Annotated in this window: 14 protein-coding genes and 2 riboswitches; of the genes, 8 read left to right on the forward strand and 6 right to left on the reverse strand. The window is 39.7% G+C overall.

Translation table 11 applies throughout. The annotated features are described in order from the left end of the window. Positions 1 to 14 precede the first annotated feature (14 nt). On the reverse strand, positions 15 to 1,682 hold the full coding sequence (gene cobJ, locus MHB65_RS14795; RefSeq protein WP_205444179.1) for a precorrin-3B C(17)-methyltransferase: 1,668 nt from the start codon (positions 1,680 to 1,682) through the stop codon (positions 15 to 17). Between the two features lie 4 nt (positions 1,683 to 1,686). After that, positions 1,687 to 2,058 carry a (2Fe-2S) ferredoxin domain-containing protein gene (locus MHB65_RS14800; protein ID WP_205444180.1) on the reverse strand — a complete coding sequence of 124 codons (372 nt, stop codon included), beginning with the start codon at positions 2,056 to 2,058 and terminating at the stop codon, positions 1,687 to 1,689. A 144-nt stretch (positions 2,059 to 2,202) separates the two neighbouring features. Then, a riboswitch (cobalamin riboswitch) is annotated at positions 2,203 to 2,385 on the reverse strand. Between the two features lie 252 nt (positions 2,386 to 2,637). Beyond that, a riboswitch (cobalamin riboswitch) is annotated at positions 2,638 to 2,823 on the forward strand. A 147-nt stretch (positions 2,824 to 2,970) separates the two neighbouring features. Between MHB65_RS14800 and MHB65_RS14805 the strand changes: the two genes are divergently transcribed. The 5 genes from MHB65_RS14805 (at position 2,971) to MHB65_RS14825 (ending at position 9,836) form a co-directional block, all read left to right on the forward strand. Then, a complete protein-coding gene (locus MHB65_RS14805) occupies positions 2,971 to 3,717 on the forward strand; it encodes an energy-coupling factor ABC transporter permease (RefSeq protein ID WP_342440872.1) in 747 nt (248 codons plus the stop codon). Between the two features lie 3 nt (positions 3,718 to 3,720). After that, positions 3,721 to 3,993, forward strand: a complete 273-nt coding sequence (locus tag MHB65_RS14810; RefSeq protein WP_009370241.1) for an energy-coupling factor ABC transporter substrate-binding protein — start codon at positions 3,721 to 3,723, stop codon at positions 3,991 to 3,993. Positions 3,994 to 3,998: 5 nt separating this feature from the next. Then, positions 3,999 to 4,772, forward strand: coding sequence for a cobalt ECF transporter T component CbiQ (gene cbiQ, locus MHB65_RS14815; RefSeq protein WP_342440873.1), 774 nt, complete (start codon positions 3,999 to 4,001; stop codon positions 4,770 to 4,772). Next, complete coding sequence (locus MHB65_RS14820) at positions 4,769 to 5,605, forward strand: ATP-binding cassette domain-containing protein (RefSeq protein WP_205444183.1); 837 nt, start codon at positions 4,769 to 4,771, stop codon at positions 5,603 to 5,605. The genes cbiQ and MHB65_RS14820 overlap by 4 nt, the downstream gene beginning before the upstream one ends. Before the next feature lie 730 nt (positions 5,606 to 6,335). Then, entirely contained in the window at positions 6,336 to 9,836 is a 3,501-nt protein-coding gene (locus MHB65_RS14825; RefSeq protein WP_342440874.1) for a S8 family serine peptidase, read from the forward strand. Positions 9,837 to 10,437: 601 nt separating this feature from the next. Here MHB65_RS14825 and MHB65_RS14830 read toward each other — a convergent pair. Together MHB65_RS14830 and MHB65_RS14835 are read right to left on the reverse strand one after the other, a co-directional pair. Beyond that, positions 10,438 to 10,878: a GNAT family N-acetyltransferase gene (locus MHB65_RS14830; protein WP_342440875.1), complete on the reverse strand. Its 441-nt coding sequence runs from the start codon at positions 10,876 to 10,878 to the stop codon at positions 10,438 to 10,440. Positions 10,879 to 10,996: 118 nt separating this feature from the next. Further along, complete coding sequence (locus tag MHB65_RS14835; protein WP_342440876.1) at positions 10,997 to 12,085, reverse strand: glycosyltransferase family 4 protein; 1,089 nt, start codon at positions 12,083 to 12,085, stop codon at positions 10,997 to 10,999. A 255-nt stretch (positions 12,086 to 12,340) separates the two neighbouring features. Between MHB65_RS14835 and MHB65_RS14840 the strand changes: the two genes are divergently transcribed. From MHB65_RS14840 to MHB65_RS14850, 3 genes are read left to right on the forward strand one after another with little or no spacing between them, the layout of a single operon-like run. Next, complete coding sequence (locus MHB65_RS14840; RefSeq protein ID WP_342440877.1) at positions 12,341 to 12,940, forward strand: glycosyltransferase family 2 protein; 600 nt, start codon at positions 12,341 to 12,343, stop codon at positions 12,938 to 12,940. 30 nt (positions 12,941 to 12,970) lie between these two features. After that, entirely contained in the window at positions 12,971 to 13,999 is a 1,029-nt protein-coding gene (locus tag MHB65_RS14845; RefSeq protein WP_342440878.1) for a polysaccharide biosynthesis protein, read from the forward strand. After that, complete coding sequence (locus MHB65_RS14850; RefSeq protein ID WP_342440879.1) at positions 13,996 to 14,850, forward strand: sugar nucleotide-binding protein; 855 nt, start codon at positions 13,996 to 13,998, stop codon at positions 14,848 to 14,850. The genes MHB65_RS14845 and MHB65_RS14850 overlap by 4 nt, the downstream gene beginning before the upstream one ends. 47 nt (positions 14,851 to 14,897) lie before the next feature. On the opposite strand, the gene MHB65_RS14855 is transcribed toward MHB65_RS14850, so the two are convergent. Next, on the reverse strand, positions 14,898 to 15,650 hold the full coding sequence (locus MHB65_RS14855; protein ID WP_342440880.1) for an alpha/beta hydrolase: 753 nt from the start codon (positions 15,648 to 15,650) through the stop codon (positions 14,898 to 14,900). A gap of 14 nt (positions 15,651 to 15,664) precedes the next feature. After that, positions 15,665 to 16,909 carry a DNA polymerase IV gene (locus MHB65_RS14860; protein WP_342440881.1) on the reverse strand — a complete coding sequence of 415 codons (1,245 nt, stop codon included), beginning with the start codon at positions 16,907 to 16,909 and terminating at the stop codon, positions 15,665 to 15,667. Positions 16,910 to 16,944 lie beyond the last annotated feature (35 nt).

Below are 16,944 nucleotides of genomic sequence, written 5' to 3' on the forward strand. Positions count from 1 at the left end.
CTCTTTACCCCTTACTAGTCGCCGCACGGAGCTGGCTCTACTTTTATTTTGGAAGACATATCTTGATACGTAAAATGCAGTATCTTTTTCACACGTTTAAAATATTTAAACAAGCGTTCATTTGGATGAGCATTTGCTTGGTATTCTTCAATAATATCTGTAATGAGTGGAATCAGCTGATCAGGCTCCAACCCTTCTACAACAGGCTGTGCTGCGTGAGCCGTACGACCAACTGGCTTCGCTCCAATAAAGACATCAAATTTACTTTTACGGTAGACGATGCCAATATCATCAAATACAGCTCGATAACAAGCCATACCACAGCCATTAAAGCCAATATTTAATGTTTTCGGTAAAGACATGCCACCAAGTTTTTCTTGTATTTCTTCGGCGTATGGTATCGAATCAGCCTTTTCACCATAGCAAAAATCACAAGCTTTTAGAGATAGCACATCACCAATCGGTGCTAATAAAAAGCCTACTTCCTGCAATTTCTCTGTGATCTGTTCAGGGGCAGTCGTTGGTATTTTTAAATGAATTTGATGATCTGGTGTATATTCCATCGTCCCCTCTTCCCCAACGACCTCTGCTAACGTCAGCATTTGCTGAGGAGTAAAAAACTTATTGGCCACACCTGGGCTCACTGCTAATTCAAAAATAGATTCTATTTTTTGCTGTACAAGCTTCGGTGTTACGTTGACTGCGTTTGTCCCTTTCACCATTGCGAGTGCCGCTGTAGCCATTTCAAGTGCTGTTTTTTTCGGCTTTGGCGTAGCGGCTATACTGGGTTTATTAAAGCGCCCTGCATTAGGATCAGCTGTAAAGTCATTTCTTGCTGTTCCTGTCTCTTGATTCATTGCCCAAGGTTCATTTTCTTCACGCAAACGTTGATGTGGACGTAATGGTTGTTTTTCTTCCCCAAGGGTATATTTACGTTGGTAACCGCGTGGCGTAATCATCTTATTGTCATAGAAAAATGTTGATGAATTCCCGATAATGACAGTTGTCAGCATACCAATATCATGTTCTAGCATTTCTGCTAGCGTTGTCATGGTCACTTCTTGACGTTCTCGATACGCACTTTTCACAAGCCCTACTGGTGTGTCTGGCGAACGATATTCTAAGAGAATTCGCTGAGCTTCGACAATTTGTCTTGTACGGCGACCACTTTTAGGATTGTATAATGCGATGACAAAATCTGCCATAGCAGCTGCCTCGACACGCTTTGCAATCAAATTCCAAGGTGTTAGATGGTCACTTAAACTGATTGTACAAGCATCATGCATAATGGGTGCACCAAGTATGCTCGCACATGAATTAATCGCAGAAATACCAGGAACAATTTCTACTTCAATTCCTGTTGCTTCTGTCCAACCTAGCTCGATTAACACCTCATACACTAATCCCGCCATGCCATAAACGCCTGCATCACCACTCGAAATCACCGAGACAATGCTCCCTGCCTCTGCTTGACGAACGGCTTCCTGTGCACGGGACACCTCTTCTGTCATGCCTGTGCTAACAATCGATTTCGCACTAACTAAATCTTGAATCAGCTCTACATAGGTTTTATAGCCTATAATCATATCACTTTGTTGTAAAGCTTCTACTGCACGTGTCGTAATATGCTTAAAATCTCCAGGTCCAAAGCCTACTACGAAAATTTTTCCTTTTTGCGCCATGTTGTTACCCCTCTTTCACCTTTTCGATCCCTTTAATGGCTGTTGTTTGAGCAGTACGCTGTAATGTACCTTCACGAAGTGTAAAGACATGTTCGTTGTATAAGGATTCATGATGTAAATCTTGTACTAGTGTCCTAGCATGCTCTGTTGATGGCACACGATACCAATTCCCTTGAGGGTAGGCGATTACCACACAGGCATCCTTGCATCGTCCATTACAGCGCGTTCTTGTCGTATGTATTTCTTGATCGAGTGCTTGTCGCTGTATTTCATCTCGAATGGCTAAGGTAATTTCCTCACCATCCTTATTCATGCAACTACTGCCATTGCAAATAAAGAGATGTGTTTTCATCCCCTCTAAATTCCATGTTGTCATCTTCTGTCTCCCCTCATTTGCTTTCTGGAAAAGAAAAACCTTTACTCTAAAACGAAGAGTAAAGGTTTTGTAGAAGCCAAATAAAAACGAATAGCATGAAATAAAGGTACTCGCTTCCGCTTCAACTTCTCCCTCCGAAAAGTTTGCATGCACAATCAAATAAGCAGGTTTCCTGACTTAAGCTTCATTTTACAGTCGCACCTTCCCAAGTTTGCACCAGTGGCTTTGCGATTTCATCAGCTATTACAGTAGCGGGGGCTGTATTGGATTTTCACCAATTTCCCTATTATCTCGAGCTATTCGAGCACTTATTGACGTTTTATATGAAATTTTTATTAGTATTTTAAATAGAAAACTGTCTTAATCATATCTTATTATTTTAAAATTTCAATATTTCTTTAAAAATTTATGACAAATTTATCAATTTTGAAGTGAACTGGGGTATAAAATTTATACAATATCCATCATTAGCACAATGAATATTATCAGAATATTCGCCGTTGACCTTTAATTAAAAAAATTTTATAAAAAGGTATAGCATATTTATGGAAAATCATGTTACACTTTGTCGTGAAATCTCACAATTGAATGTTTTTCGGTGTAAAATGCTTGGCATTTTGCTTAAAAGGGAAGCCGGTTTGAGTCCGGCGCGGTCCCGCCACTGTAATAGGGAGCTTTATAGAATATGTCACTGTCCAACGGATGGGAAGACCTATAAAGTATTGAACTAGAGCCAGGAGACCTGCCGAAAAATAGGTGATCGTTTCAGCCTACGAGGATAGGTGTGCGGCTTAGCAGATGAGAATGTTATTTGCTTTTTTAGCTATGCACTTTTCCACCAACGGAGAAGTGCTTTTTTATTTACGCACGCTACATTCTAAAAATCTATTAATTAGTTAGGAGGAAAGCTTTTTGAAATTTTCATGGTGGAAACTTAGTTATTTTTTATTGGCCTTTTTAATTGTGCCAAAACGTGCCTTTGCGATGCATATCATGGAAGGTTTTTTACCAATCGAATGGGCGATTTTTTGGTGGGTTATTTCTATTCCTTTTATCGTTCTAGGATTGCGTTCTATTCGCAAAACAATTGAAGAAAATCCTGAAACAAAGATGCTTTTAGGGCTTTCAGGAGCCTTTGCTTTTGTGCTATCTGCCTTAAAAATCCCTTCTGTTACAGGTAGCTGCTCTCACCCAACTGGTGTTGGACTTGGGACAGTTCTCTTTGGCCCTCTAGCCATGAGTGTAATTGGAACAATCGTTTTATTATTCCAATCTTTATTATTAGCACATGGAGGAATCACGACTTTAGGGGCGAACGCCTTTTCGATGGCTATTGTAGGTCCTTTTATTGCTTACTTTGTCTTTAAAGGAGCACAAAAAGTAGGTTTGTCATTTTCACTAGCCGTATTTTTCGCAGCTATGCTTGGTGATTTAGGTACATATGTTGTGACTTCTGTACAACTAGCACTAGCCTTCCCTTCAGAAGTTGGAGGCTTTATGGCATCCTTTACAAAGTTTGCAGGTATTTTTGCCTTAACTCAAATTCCTTTAGCGGTGAGTGAAGGGATTTTAACGGTCATTGTGATGAATTTCTTGAAAAAATACAATATTAGCGAATTAAAAACTTTACGTGTTTTCTCAACAAAGGAGGCACATTAACAGATGAAAAAAAATTTATTGTTATTAGCAATTGTTGTGTTGTTAGCCATCATTCCATTGTTCATACAAAAAGGTGCTGAATTTGGTGGTGCTGATGGAGAGGCAGAAGCAGCCATTGGTGAAATCAATGCGGAATATGAACCATGGTTCGAAAGCCTATGGGAGCCACCAAGCGGTGAAATCGAAAGCTTATTATTCGTGCTACAGGCAGCTATTGGAGCTGGCTTTATTGGCTACTTCATCGGCTATATGCGTGGCAAACATAAAGAAGGTTAACCATTATGTTACTCATTGATAAGTATGCCTATCTTAATAAGCTAGCGTCTGTTCATCCGCTAGAAAAAATGATATTTTCACTTGGACTACTTCTCATAACGCTCATCTTGAGAGATGAACGACTTTCACTCATTACATTTTTTGTAATGAGTGCTTTTATCATTTTAGGTGCAAAAATTCCGCTTACATACTATGCCAAGTTATTATTGCTACCTAGTTTTTTCTTATTCACAAGTCTCGTATCTATTTTACTTTCCATTACACCGTCAACCAATGCACTACCTGCCCATATTTGGTCTTATACATGGACGAATTGGACTGTTTTCATTGGGAACGCAAGTGTGCTATTAGCGCAGCAGCTGTTCTTTGTCGTTCTGGGCAGTATTAGTTGTTTATACTTTTTAATTCTAACCACTTCTGTACAAGGAATATGTTATGTGCTACGACAATGGCGACTCCCCTCTTTATTGGTTGAGCTCGTCGAACTAACCTATCGTTTTATTTTTATGTTTTTAGAAAGTATGCAAAATATTCATCTAGCCCAGCAAGCACGTCTCGGCTACCATTCACCGATGCAATGGCTACGCTCTGTCTCCATGCTCATTGTGGCATTATTTGTGGAAATGTTTCAACGTAGTCGGGAACTAAACAATGCCATGCAATCACGTGGTGGCGAGGCCGTCTACTGGCAAGAGATGGGCTCCTATAGCAAGAAAAATTGGCTAGGTATGGCAGCAATATTACTAGTCCTCATCGTATATGGAGGGTATTTCACATGACAGCATTTTATTTTGAACTCAACCAATTATCATATGCCTATGCAGATGGTACGAAAGCGTTGTCAGATATTACATTAGACATTCCAAAAGGGAAAAAAATCGCCATACTCGGGCATAATGGCGCAGGAAAATCGACTTTGTTTCAGCATCTTAATGGTATTTTGAAACCTACAGCTGGGACGATTTTATTCGAAGGCAACGGACTAGAATATAGTCGAAAAGCTTTAAAAGTTCTACGTCAGCAGGTAGGCATTGTCTTTCAGAATGCAGATCATCAGCTTTTTTCAGGGACCGTCAAGCAAGATATAGCATTTGGACCATTGAACCTCGGCTGGTCTACTGAAAAAATGGAAGAAAAAATAGCATGGGCCGTTGCGCAAACCGAAGTGGAAGATTTGCTCGATAAACCCATTCATTTTCTAAGCGTAGGTCAGAAAAAGCGTGTGGCGATGGCAGGTGTTTTAGCGATGGAGCCCTCTGTCCTTTTATTAGACGAACCAACGGCAGGTCTTGATAATTATTATGCTACACAAGTATTACAATACTTAGCCAAATTAGAAGATGGTGAGAGAACCATTTTACTAGCAACTCATGACATTCCTCTCGCCTATGAATGGGCAGATTTAATGATCGTCATGGAAGCAGGAAAAATTATTTATAACGGCGATCCAATTGCCTTGTTTTATGAAGAAGAATTATTAAAACGCGCACATCTTGAACGGCCATGGATTTTTGAGATGGTCATGGCCTTACAAAAAAAGAAGCTATTGCAGGAAAACATCACAATCCCCCGCTCTAAAAATGAATTACAACAATTAATCGAACAGATCTAAAGCTTTTCACAAAGCGAGGTATCCGAAAAACGGACAGTGCTTAACTGTCCGTTTTTCACGTTGTTGAAAAAGATGATGTCAACGGCAGAAAAAGCAACTTGGCAAGGTGAGGGGTTGATTTCTGTTCCGCCAGCGTCCTTTCCAGAGGGCGTCCGAGGAGCCGCTTCCCTCACTTCCGTTCGCTCCAGGGTCTCCTCTGTGACGCTGGCTCCACTCCAATCAACCATGCTGCAAAGTGTCTTTACTTTTTTTCATAGTAGCATAGCGATCAAATCGCCCATTATCTGTATTCTTAGAGAGGATAAGCTCTTATTTTCAATGTGGAGAAGTGATGCGTGACAACACCTCTTCATAAAGAGTCGTGAACACCTTCACTTTATTTGAAAACCTTTGCTAAAATGTCAGTGGGTTGAAGTGGAAGGCTACTTGACTCCCGTGGGATCGCGAGACAGGCGAAGCCCTGCACGGAGCGGTAGCGGAGGAAGCGATTCGGCGCTCGCCCACAGGAAAGCAAGTAGCCTGCAACGGAAATCCATTTCTACCTTTCAATTGACAGTTTTGTTTTTCAACACTAAGAAAAACGGACAATGTTTAACTGTCCGTTTTTTCGTTATACCCACCAAAAGTTAAAGTAGCGAAGAAAAATTTTCCTCCATTACGAAACTTTTCTAATCTTTATCCGTATTAGTATAGTCAAGATTTAATTTATAACACCAAGGAGAGATAACAATTGAAAAGTTGGTATAAAAAATCAGTCGCTGTTGTAGCATCCGCTGCACTCATGGTTCCTGCTGCTTCTGCATTTGCTGAGGCACCCCAGCATAAAGCAAAGAATGTGCTGGCAAACAGTGCGAAACAAACAGAGAAAAATGAAGAAAAATGGATGAGTAAGGATACAATTGTTATCAAGCATTCAGGTCTTGATAAAAACGTACATAAAAAAATTGGCTCCAAAGTCATCCGTTCTATTCCTTCATTAGGTTATGATGTCGTGCAACTAAATAAAGGCGTATCGATAGAAAAAGCCGTCTCTTACTATTTAAAGCAAAACGGGATATCAAGTGTATCTCCTAGCTACGTCTATCATTCTTTCAATAAAGAAGCTGATCCCAAGAAACAAGAGATGTATCATTTAAACCTACTGCAAATGGATAAGGCACTGGAATTAGCAGGCAACCATGATGTCACAGTTGCTGTCATTGATTCTGGTGTGGATTTTAAACACCCCGATCTAAAGTCACAAGTACTCCCACCCTATAATGCAGCAGCACCTGCTAATACTACTTATTCAGGCGATCACGGAACACATGTGGCAGGTATTATCGCCGCAGCAAAAGATAATGGCGTAGGTGGGCATGGGATTAATCCGAAAGCGAAGTTACTGCCAATTGATGTATTTAACGGCAAAGAAGGTGCTAATGATTTCATCATTGCACAGGGTATTCTATATGCAATTGAGCAGGGCGTTGACATCATTAATATGAGTCTAGGAGGCTATGGTGAATCTCCACTGATGAAGGAAGCCGTTCAGAAAGCCATTGATAGTGGTATTACGATTGTGGCAGCTGCAGGAAATGAATCGACAGATGAATACTCCTTCCCCGCTTCTTTCGAAGGTGTCATTAGTGTGGGTTCAACGAATGAACGCAACAAACTATCAAGCTACTCCAATTACGGCCCGTCCGTTGATATTGTTGCACCAGGTGAAGACATTTATAGTACCGTCCATGATGCGAAAAAAGGATCATCCTTTGTCAAATTTAGTGGCACATCCATGGCCTCTCCAGTCGTGGCAGGTATCGCTTCTCTTCTTAAATCAAAAGATCCATCTTTAAAACCGCATCAAATAGAAGCGATTCTAGAAATGACAGCACAAGATTTGGGCGAAAAAGGTTATGATTTTACTTATGGTCATGGACTTGTCGATCCTGTAAAAGCATTACAGTTTGATTTAAACAAACTGCCTAAGCATTATGCAGAGACAAAGGAAGATCGTATTCAAAACGCCAAGGTCCTTGCTAAAAATAAGCTAAATACAGAACAGGGTGCTTTTGAACAGCAAGACGAAAAGAAATGGTATAAAGTCGATTTAGAAGAAAATGAATATGCTCAATTGACATTAAAAGGCGCTGACAAATACGACTATGCCTTTGATTTATATTTCTACCCAAATAGCGGGATTGGTGATGTAGAGCCGATCCATGTTAATGATATACGTGTCGGAAAAAAAGAAGGTTATCTATTTAAAGCAGATCAAAAGGGAACGCTTGTAATTGGTGTCAAAGATCACAATGGTAGCTATAGCTTAAAAGGCAAATCTACTTATATTTTTACAGCACAAACAACGAAAGACTTGCCAATCGATACAGTAGACAAGTCTTCAATGGAGCCTATCAAAAAGTTCCCATATAGTACAGCAGGTAAAAACTATACATTACTGTCAAAAGATCAACAACAAGATCAAGATTACTTCACGTTCTCTGTCAAAAAACCGACGACATTACAGTTTGATCTATCGGGTATTCCAGGTGTCACTGCCTCTATGGAGCTCTATCTAAAAGACGACTTTCTTCCTGTACCACCAGAAGAAATCGATCAAGCTGAAAATGATGAAGATGAAGAAGTGGAAGCCTATCCAATGCAGACCGCTTATGGTACAGCAAAAGGTGAACCGGTCCGTATGATTATCGACGCTGTTCCCGATCAAGAGTACGTTTTAAGTGTCTCTAATGAGAGTAATAGTGAGTTTTCTATGGAGATGTTCTTTAGTGGCGGCATTGAAAAAGAAGAAACAATCAGTGAATCGATGATCCCTTACACATTAAAAGGTGAAGTGGTTACCCTTCCTCCTGATGAGGATGGACTACCTGTAGATGAAGTCATGTTCGAAGAAAATGTTCTTGAGGACCAATTACCACTTACAGAGAATAACATAAAAAAACGTAATGAAATTGACAGCTTGATGAGTATGTTAATGAATCCTACGGGTTCAGGCAACCTAGAAAATGTTGATCCTATCATTAAGCAGGCGATCCGTTTTGAAATAGGCGAAGATCAAAAAGCTTATTTCCAAACAGACTATGATGAGGATTATTTCTTGTTTAAAGCGAAGGAAGACGCCCTTTATAGCTTCAGCTTTTTGAAAGGATTGAACCAAATGCCGACGGGTACAGTATTTGAGTATGACGAAGAAGCAAAGGAGTTAATCCCCGTTTCTTCCTTAACAAATAGCCTTGGCATACTGGCACTACTACTTGGTACAGCTGGTAATGAGGACGATGCAAAGGTTATTCCATTGAAAAAGGACAAAACCTACGTGGTAGCCGTTGTCAATGCTGGAGAACGATCTGCCGAGCCTTATACATTGAAAACAAAGAAAATAGGCGATATTCCAGCAGAGTACAATCCAAACAATCATGAGGAAGCAAAAGCGCTAAAAATCCAACCAGGTACTACTTATAAAGATCACCTGATTTATCAAGATGATGTAGATTATTACTATTATAAGCAACAAGGCAATGATGAGGTCATGAGTCTGCTTCTTTCTTCAGTTCCCTTTACAAATGAACAATTAGCTCAACTACCTAAAGAACTACAAAAAGACTTAAAATTTGCAGGAGCTATCATCGAAGATACGAACGGCAATATGAAAATTGATGCTAAAGAAATGGAAACAGAAATTCCATTTGGACTAGGTGATAATATTCTTGAAATGTTACTTGGAATGATGGGTACAAACGATGTAAATACATCGTTTAAGGCGAAGAAGGATCGAGGTTATTTTATTCTTGTCAACAGCATGGGGCTTGGCCAGGTTTCGATTCAGCCCTATACATTAACATTGTTTGATCATAAGCATGTGGATGAAGACAGTGATTCAAAATTAGTCAATGGTATACCTAGCAAACCATCTGTCCTTGTGAAAAAAGATGAGAAATGGGTTGCAACGCAATATTTAAATGCAGGTATTCCATTTGGTGATAAAGACTATTTTGAATGGAACAACGACCAGAAGCGTGAAGTCTTCTTCTCACTTCAAACAGAAAAAGCATTGGATGGTGTTATTCGAGTGATGGATGCAAACGGAAAAACCGTCAAAACTTTCGATCTTTACGGAGTTGGTGATGCCGAAGTTGGCACGGTGGAGCTAGATGCAGGCAAATACTATATTGAAGTAAGTGAGTTTGATGGCAAAGCTAGCACACAACCCTATACGCTTGAAATAAAATAAATGAAATCAAACAAAATCCCCTAGATCATCACGATTTAGGGGATTTCATGTTGTTGAAAAAAGATCATGTCACTAGCAGAAAAAGACTTTTTAGCAAGGTGAGGGGTTGATTTCCGTTTCGCCAGCGTCCTTTCCAGGGGGCGTCCGATGAGCCGCTTCACTCACTTCCGTTCGCTCCAGGGTCTCCTCTGTGACGCTCGCTCCACTCCAATCAACCATTCTGCAAAGTGTCTTTACTTTTTTCATACTAGTATAGAAATCAAATAACCCAATATCTGTATTCTTAGGTGGGATAAACTCTTATTTTCAGTGTGGAGTAGTGATGCGTGACAACACCTCTTCATAGAGTGTAGTGAAAACCTTTGCTAAAAAGTCAGTGGATTGAAGTGGAAGACTACTTGACTCCCGTGGGATAGCGAGACAGGCAAAACTCTAAACGGAGCGGTAGCGGAGGAAGCGATTCGACGCTCGCCCACAGGAAAGCAAGTAGCCTGCAACGGAAATACATTTTCACTTTTCATAAAAATTCTATTGATGGTTTTGTTTTTCAACACTATAAAAGAAACATTTTCATCTAAGATGAGATGCTTACAAGTTCAGCTTACATAAAATATTTAACATAATTACAATATTCATCTTGCTTCATTTGTAGCTTTTCATAAAGCTTGCGTGCATTTACATTGTCAGCCGCCGTTTGCAGTGTGACATAGCGAGCAGATTGTTGCTCACAATAGCGAAATACCTTTTCCATCAATGCCTTGCCCACCCCTAGGCCTCTAGCATCCTCTGTTACATAAATATCATTTAAAATATAGGCACGTTGTAAAGCGATGGACGAAAATGTTGGATATAATTGCGTAAATCCGATCACCTTGTCATCTACCAGCGCTATAAAAATGACGGATTCTTTCAAGGCCAATCGTAATTGTAAAAATGCCTTGGCACTGCTTATATCTGACTCAATTCCATAAAATTGACGATATTCATCAAACAGTTTTGATAAATCCTCTAGTTCATTCATTGTTGCTTGCAGTATTTCCATTCTAGTCTCCCCTTGTGTCTACCCATGATTGTCTTGCTTTATAAATCTAGTTTTTATTATATAGGAAATAATGGTATAAAGAAAAGAATACTCCTCTAAATCGAGAAAAGATTCACTTTTATTCACCTAAATAATTAGCAACCTTCTGGACGATCTGCCTCCAGTTTAATTCCTTGCGGGCAAATGCTTGGAGCTGTACACAAGTATCGGCCAGCAATGATTCCTGTGCTGCAACTTGTTGCAATGTCCGCCCTACCGCCTCCCAATCATGGGGAGGATGGATTGTACCAAAACGCTGTTGTTGCGTAATATCAGCAGCACCGTCCACATCCGTTGTCACGATATAGCAACCATTTTTAGCTGCCTCTGCAAAGACATGAGCATAGCATTCAACTAAAGATGTTAAGCAAAAAATTTTAGCCTTGCGATACTCCTCTTCTAGCTGAGCCTTATCAATAATCGGTCCTACCATCGTCACTTGAGCGGCAAGCGGATGATCATCCAGTAACAGTCTCAGCTCCTCTTGAAATGTGGCTGACATCGGCCCTACTAAACAAAGCTCCCAATCTGGCAGTTGTGCCGCTAAAAATGCTTTAACCGTCAACATAGTTTGCTTCTCCGGTGCATCTAAGCGCCCAACTGTTAAAATTCTATTTTCTTTCTCATGAAACGGCACTGGCTCTGTGGGAAAATGCTCAAAAAAGCCATTGGGTATATGTTTAATTTCCAATTGCGAAAATTCTTGGATTGACGTTTGAATGGATGCACATTCGGAGGTGAGGAGATCACATAGCTGCAACAACTCTAAAAAATAGGGATAGGTTTTTAATCGATTTAACCAAAATCGATTGACATCTAATTTCATATAAATTTTTCCATTCGGATTGAAGTGCTTATAGGTTTTCAGAATGGCTAAATAGGATGGATACGGTCCTATGGCAAAGGCAATGTCGATATCCTTTGCATGCTTGGCTAAATAGGCATTCATATTCGCCACATAATCATCTTCAAATAGTACGGACTCAAATTTTACAGTAGGAAAGATTTGTTGAAGAAGAGCATCATTCATTTCTGTGGTTACAATAGTCACGTCATAGCCTAAATGTTCCCCCAATAAAATAGGCACTAGACACAAATCTTTGAAAATATGGGCATCTGAAAGTTTATAAGATTCCACGCTACAAATAAATGCGATTCTTTTTGTCATCGTATCCCTCTTTCTAAAAAAGCGCTCTGACTAGTTTATGACCTTGCCTGCTAAACGTGCTTATCTTAGTAAATTTTTGTCTCTCTTATGCCATTTCTCTAGTAACATAAAAATTCTATCTAAAAACAACTCTCTTAAAAACTTCCTAAAACAAGCAATTGCCTACAGTAGCACTACGTCTACGCATATTGTATTAAAGAATCTACTCAGTCACATAGAACAACTCTACTAATGCACATAGAATGGAGGGATCAGATGAAGATTAGTTTTTTATCACCTGCATTTAATAGCGAAGAATGGATTTTAACGATGCTTGATAGTATTCCTAAAGAATATGCCTATGAAATTATCGTGGTGGATGATGGCTCTACAGACAATACGTTAGCCATTTTACAGGACTATCAGACAAACTGTGCAGCTTTAAAAATCATCGTTCACCCAACGAATTTAGGTGCGAGTGTTGCCTATAATCGATGCATTGCAGAAGCGACAGGAGATTATATAGCCATCATCGATAGTGATGACCACTATTTACCCGCCATTCGCAATGTACTAGCACAAGTGGATGGTACATTTGATATTTACTATTACAACATGATTATTAAGAATGGCTTTGCTTTTATTAAAGACGAATCCAACCGCTACTCCTTACCTGGACAATTTAAAATTATCCGGAAAAGTTTAATTGGAGATGCGAAATTTACAATACGCAAAGATATTGCAGGAGATTGGGATTTTAATTGCGCCCTGATGGATAAAAATCCGACAAGTAAATATACTAATGAATTTGCTTACTGGTACAACTACCCGAGAGAAAACTCGGAATGTGATCTACATCAAAGAGGATTGAAATAATAGCGTGCAGGAGGTGTAACGAAACATACCATGTTTACAGATAAAATATTATTGATTACTGGCGGCACTGGCTCTTTCGGGAATGCCGTATTAAAGCGATTTTTAAATACGGATATCAAGGAAATTCGTATTTTTTCAAGGGATGAAAAAAAGCAAGATGATATGCGGAAACGCTATCAGCATAGTAAAATCAAATTTCATATCGGGGATGTCCGTGACATTCAAAGCATTCATAATGCTATGTATCATGTTGACTATGTATTCCATGCCGCCGCTCTCAAGCAAGTTCCCTCCTGCGAATTTTTCCCCTTAGAAGCTGTGAAAACCAATATTTTAGGAACAGATCATGTCCTAACAGCCGCCATTCAAGCTGGCGTCAAGAAAATCATTTGCCTTTCAACAGATAAGGCTGCCTACCCTGTCAATGCGATGGGCATATCCAAGGCGATGATGGAAAAAACGTTTATTGCGAAGTCGCGAATGGTTGATCCTCACCAAACCCTGATTTGTGGCACTAGATACGGCAATGTCATGGCTTCACGAGGCTCGGTCATCCCATTATTCATCGAGCAAATAAAGGCTGGGAAATCTTTAACGATTACGGACCCTCATATGACACGTTTTATGATGAGCCTTGAGGAAGCGGTAGAATTAGTATTGTACGCATTCTCACATGCTCAGAATGGGGATATTATGGTGCAAAAATCACCTGCTGCCACGATAGAAAATTTAGCACAGGCTTTACTTGAGATCTTTCAAGCGAACAATGCCATGCAAATTATCGGAACACGACATGGGGAAAAAATGTATGAAGTATTATGTACAAAGGAAGAAGCGGCAAAAGCTATTGATATGGGTCATTTCTATCGAATCCCAGCGGATAATCGGGATTTAAATTATGGAAAATACCTCGATGAGGGCTCTCCAAAAATTACATTAACGGATGAATATAACTCGAACAATACACAACAATTAAGTGTGGCTGACATCAAAGAAAAGCTCTTAACATTGCCTCTTATACAAGAAGAGCTCCTTCATTGGACAGGAGGAAAGCCATGAAATTTTTAGTACTCGGTGCTACAGGTATGGCTGGCCACACCATTGCCACCTATTTATGTGAACAAGGGCATGATGTAACAACTTACTCTAGAACCCCTTTTCCCTATGGCAATAATAGAACCGGTGATGTGACGGACGCCCATTTCTTAAGGTCGCTACTACTAGACAATGATGTAGATGTCGTCATTAATTGTATTGGTGTTTTAAACAATGCTTGTGAGGCTCATCCAGCCCAAAGCATTTTACTGAATAGTTATTTACCGCATGCCATTGTATCTCTCCTAGAAAATCGACAAACAAAACTCATTCATCTAAGTACCGATTGCGTATTTTCTGGTAAAAATGCTCCCTACTATGAAGAAAGTGTACGGGACGGGGAAACCTTTTATGACCGCACAAAAGGATTGGGAGAAGTGAATGACAACAAGCACATAACATTTCGTAACTCGATCATTGGCCCTGATTTAAAAAAGGATGGCATCGGACTCTTCAATTGGTTTATGCAACAAAAAAGCTCCGTATATGGCTATTCGGGTGCTATTTGGACGGGAGTAACAACACTTACATTAGCTAAAGCCATTGAACGCGCTGCCCAAGAAGATTTAACAGGACTCTATCATCTCGTAAATACGACAACTATTTCTAAACATGATCTGCTTCATTTATTGAATAAACACTTCCTCAACAACAGAATAAAAATTCTTCCTCATCAGCTCGTCAATGTCAATAAAACATTAATAAATACAAGAAATGACTTCTCATTTGTTGTCCCTAGCTACGAAGACATGATCATCGAGATGAAGGAATGGGTATTGCAGCATCAAGATTTATATCCTCACTATTTTCAATAATCAATACATCAACTCCATTATGGATGACGATTCGTAATGGAGTTTCCCTACTCAATAACTGTCCCCTCAGGTAATTGACCATCCTTAATCCAATTCTCTACAAAGCGATTAAAAAATGCAGGCTGGGCTAATGATACGCCATGACCGATGTTCTTCAATAGCACACCCTTGCTATGTGGATGATTTCGCACAAGTGCTTTAGCGGATTTTTTCATGTTGTTTTTCTCTTTGTCTCCCACTGTTATTAAAATCTTTCCTTGGGCTTTGTGAAAATCAGGTGGAATGGAAAATAACATATTTTCTCGCAAAATTTGAATCAATGTATCTACCTTCATCGTGGCACTCTCTTGATAGTAACGTTCAAAATAATCCTCATGAATGTAGAGGGTTTTCGCTTGAAGTTTCGCAAATGCTTTATTTTTTATAAGCGGAAAGGACAGCCGAATAAACGGTTGAAGCATCCTTTCTACAGTAGGAGAGGGTATCACAAGCGCACTATTGATGATGGTATAATCGATTAAACTCGGTTTTAGACTTAGCATTTGAATAGCGATCTGCGCTCCTAATGAGAAACCAATCACGATAACAGGCTTCTCATTGGCTTTTTCCTCAATAAGCAGCAGAAGCTCTTTAGCACTATGTTCAATGGAAAATGGATCGTCTGACATTAGCTCTGGTATAACACAATGGAAATGGGCAAAATGCTGAATTTGTTGATCCCACATCCAGCCTCCAACGCCCCCTCCATGAATAAACATCATTAAAGGATGATGAGCATCCCCATACTCCTTGTATTGCATAGATACCCCCACTTTCATTCCATCTCATGGTCATCTAAGAAATCTTTACTAAAGCTTGTTTGTGATTGATAGGACGAACGTTTCCCTAAATCTACACCACGTTTGATAATCCCCTTGCCAAACCGCCCCTCCATTTCATCGACAAGCTTGAGAATCGGTTCATCTTTCGCATGCTCTTGAAAATCAAAAATCGATAATTGCTGTGAATAATCTTTTCTATCCACCACATTGGAAACTGTTACACCTAGTAATCTTACAGGAGATTCATCCCAATGCTTATCAAATAATGTACAAGCAATGTCGTAAATTTCTTCATAACGATAAAGGACATTGGACATTGTTTTTGAACGCGTATGATTATGCCAATCAGCATCACGAATTTGGATGCTGACAGTGGAACCCGCTAAGCGCTTGGCATCAAGACGCTCCACCACTTTCTTACATAGACCTTCAATCGTTTTATGAAGTGTACGAACATCTGTTACATCTTCTGGTAATGTTGTTGAATTCCCAACGCTTTTCGTATCAAAGATTGCCTCTGGATCGACCATGCGCTGATCCACACCATTGGCCCTTGCTCGAAGTCGTACCCCATTCTTTCCTAAGATTTGCTTCATTTTAAATTCTTCTGTCTTAGCTAAATCACCTATCGTAAATATGCCTTGTGCATTTAATTTTTTAGCTGTACTTGCTCCAATCCCATGCATACTGACAACCTCACGATGCCACAACTGCTGTTCAATATCCCGTATTCTTAGTACAGTAATCCCCATCGGTTTCTTCATATCAGACGCTGTTTTTGCTAAAAATTTATTCGGTGCAATACCGATGGAACAAGGTAAATCCAGCTCAGCTAAAATGCGCGCTTGTATTTCCTGGGCAATACTTAAGGCATGTCGTTCCTTGCTTAACTCAGTCACATCCAAGTAGCCCTCATCAATCGAAACAGGCTCTACTAATGGTGTATAGCTTCGAAGAATGGTGAACATTTCTTTAGATGCTTGACGATACTTTTGAAAATCTGGAGGTAATAACAATAGCTCAGGACATTTTCGCTTCGCTTCATGAACAGTCATAGTTGTATAAATGCCTAGCGCCCTTGCTTCATATGAACAAGTTACTAAAATGCCACGCCGCTCCTTTGGGTTCCCTGCAATCGCGATTGGCTTACCCTTTAAACTTGGATCATGCGCTTGCTCCACCGAAGCATAGAAACTATTCATATCCACATGTAAAATAACGCGCCCTTTATGTGTCATGTACATCACCTCTATCCTATCTTAGCTTTATTATA

Origin of the sequence: Lysinibacillus sp. FSL K6-0075, assembly GCF_038592945.1 — a bacterium.
Lineage (GTDB): Bacteria > Bacillota > Bacilli > Bacillales_A > Planococcaceae > Lysinibacillus > Lysinibacillus fusiformis_F.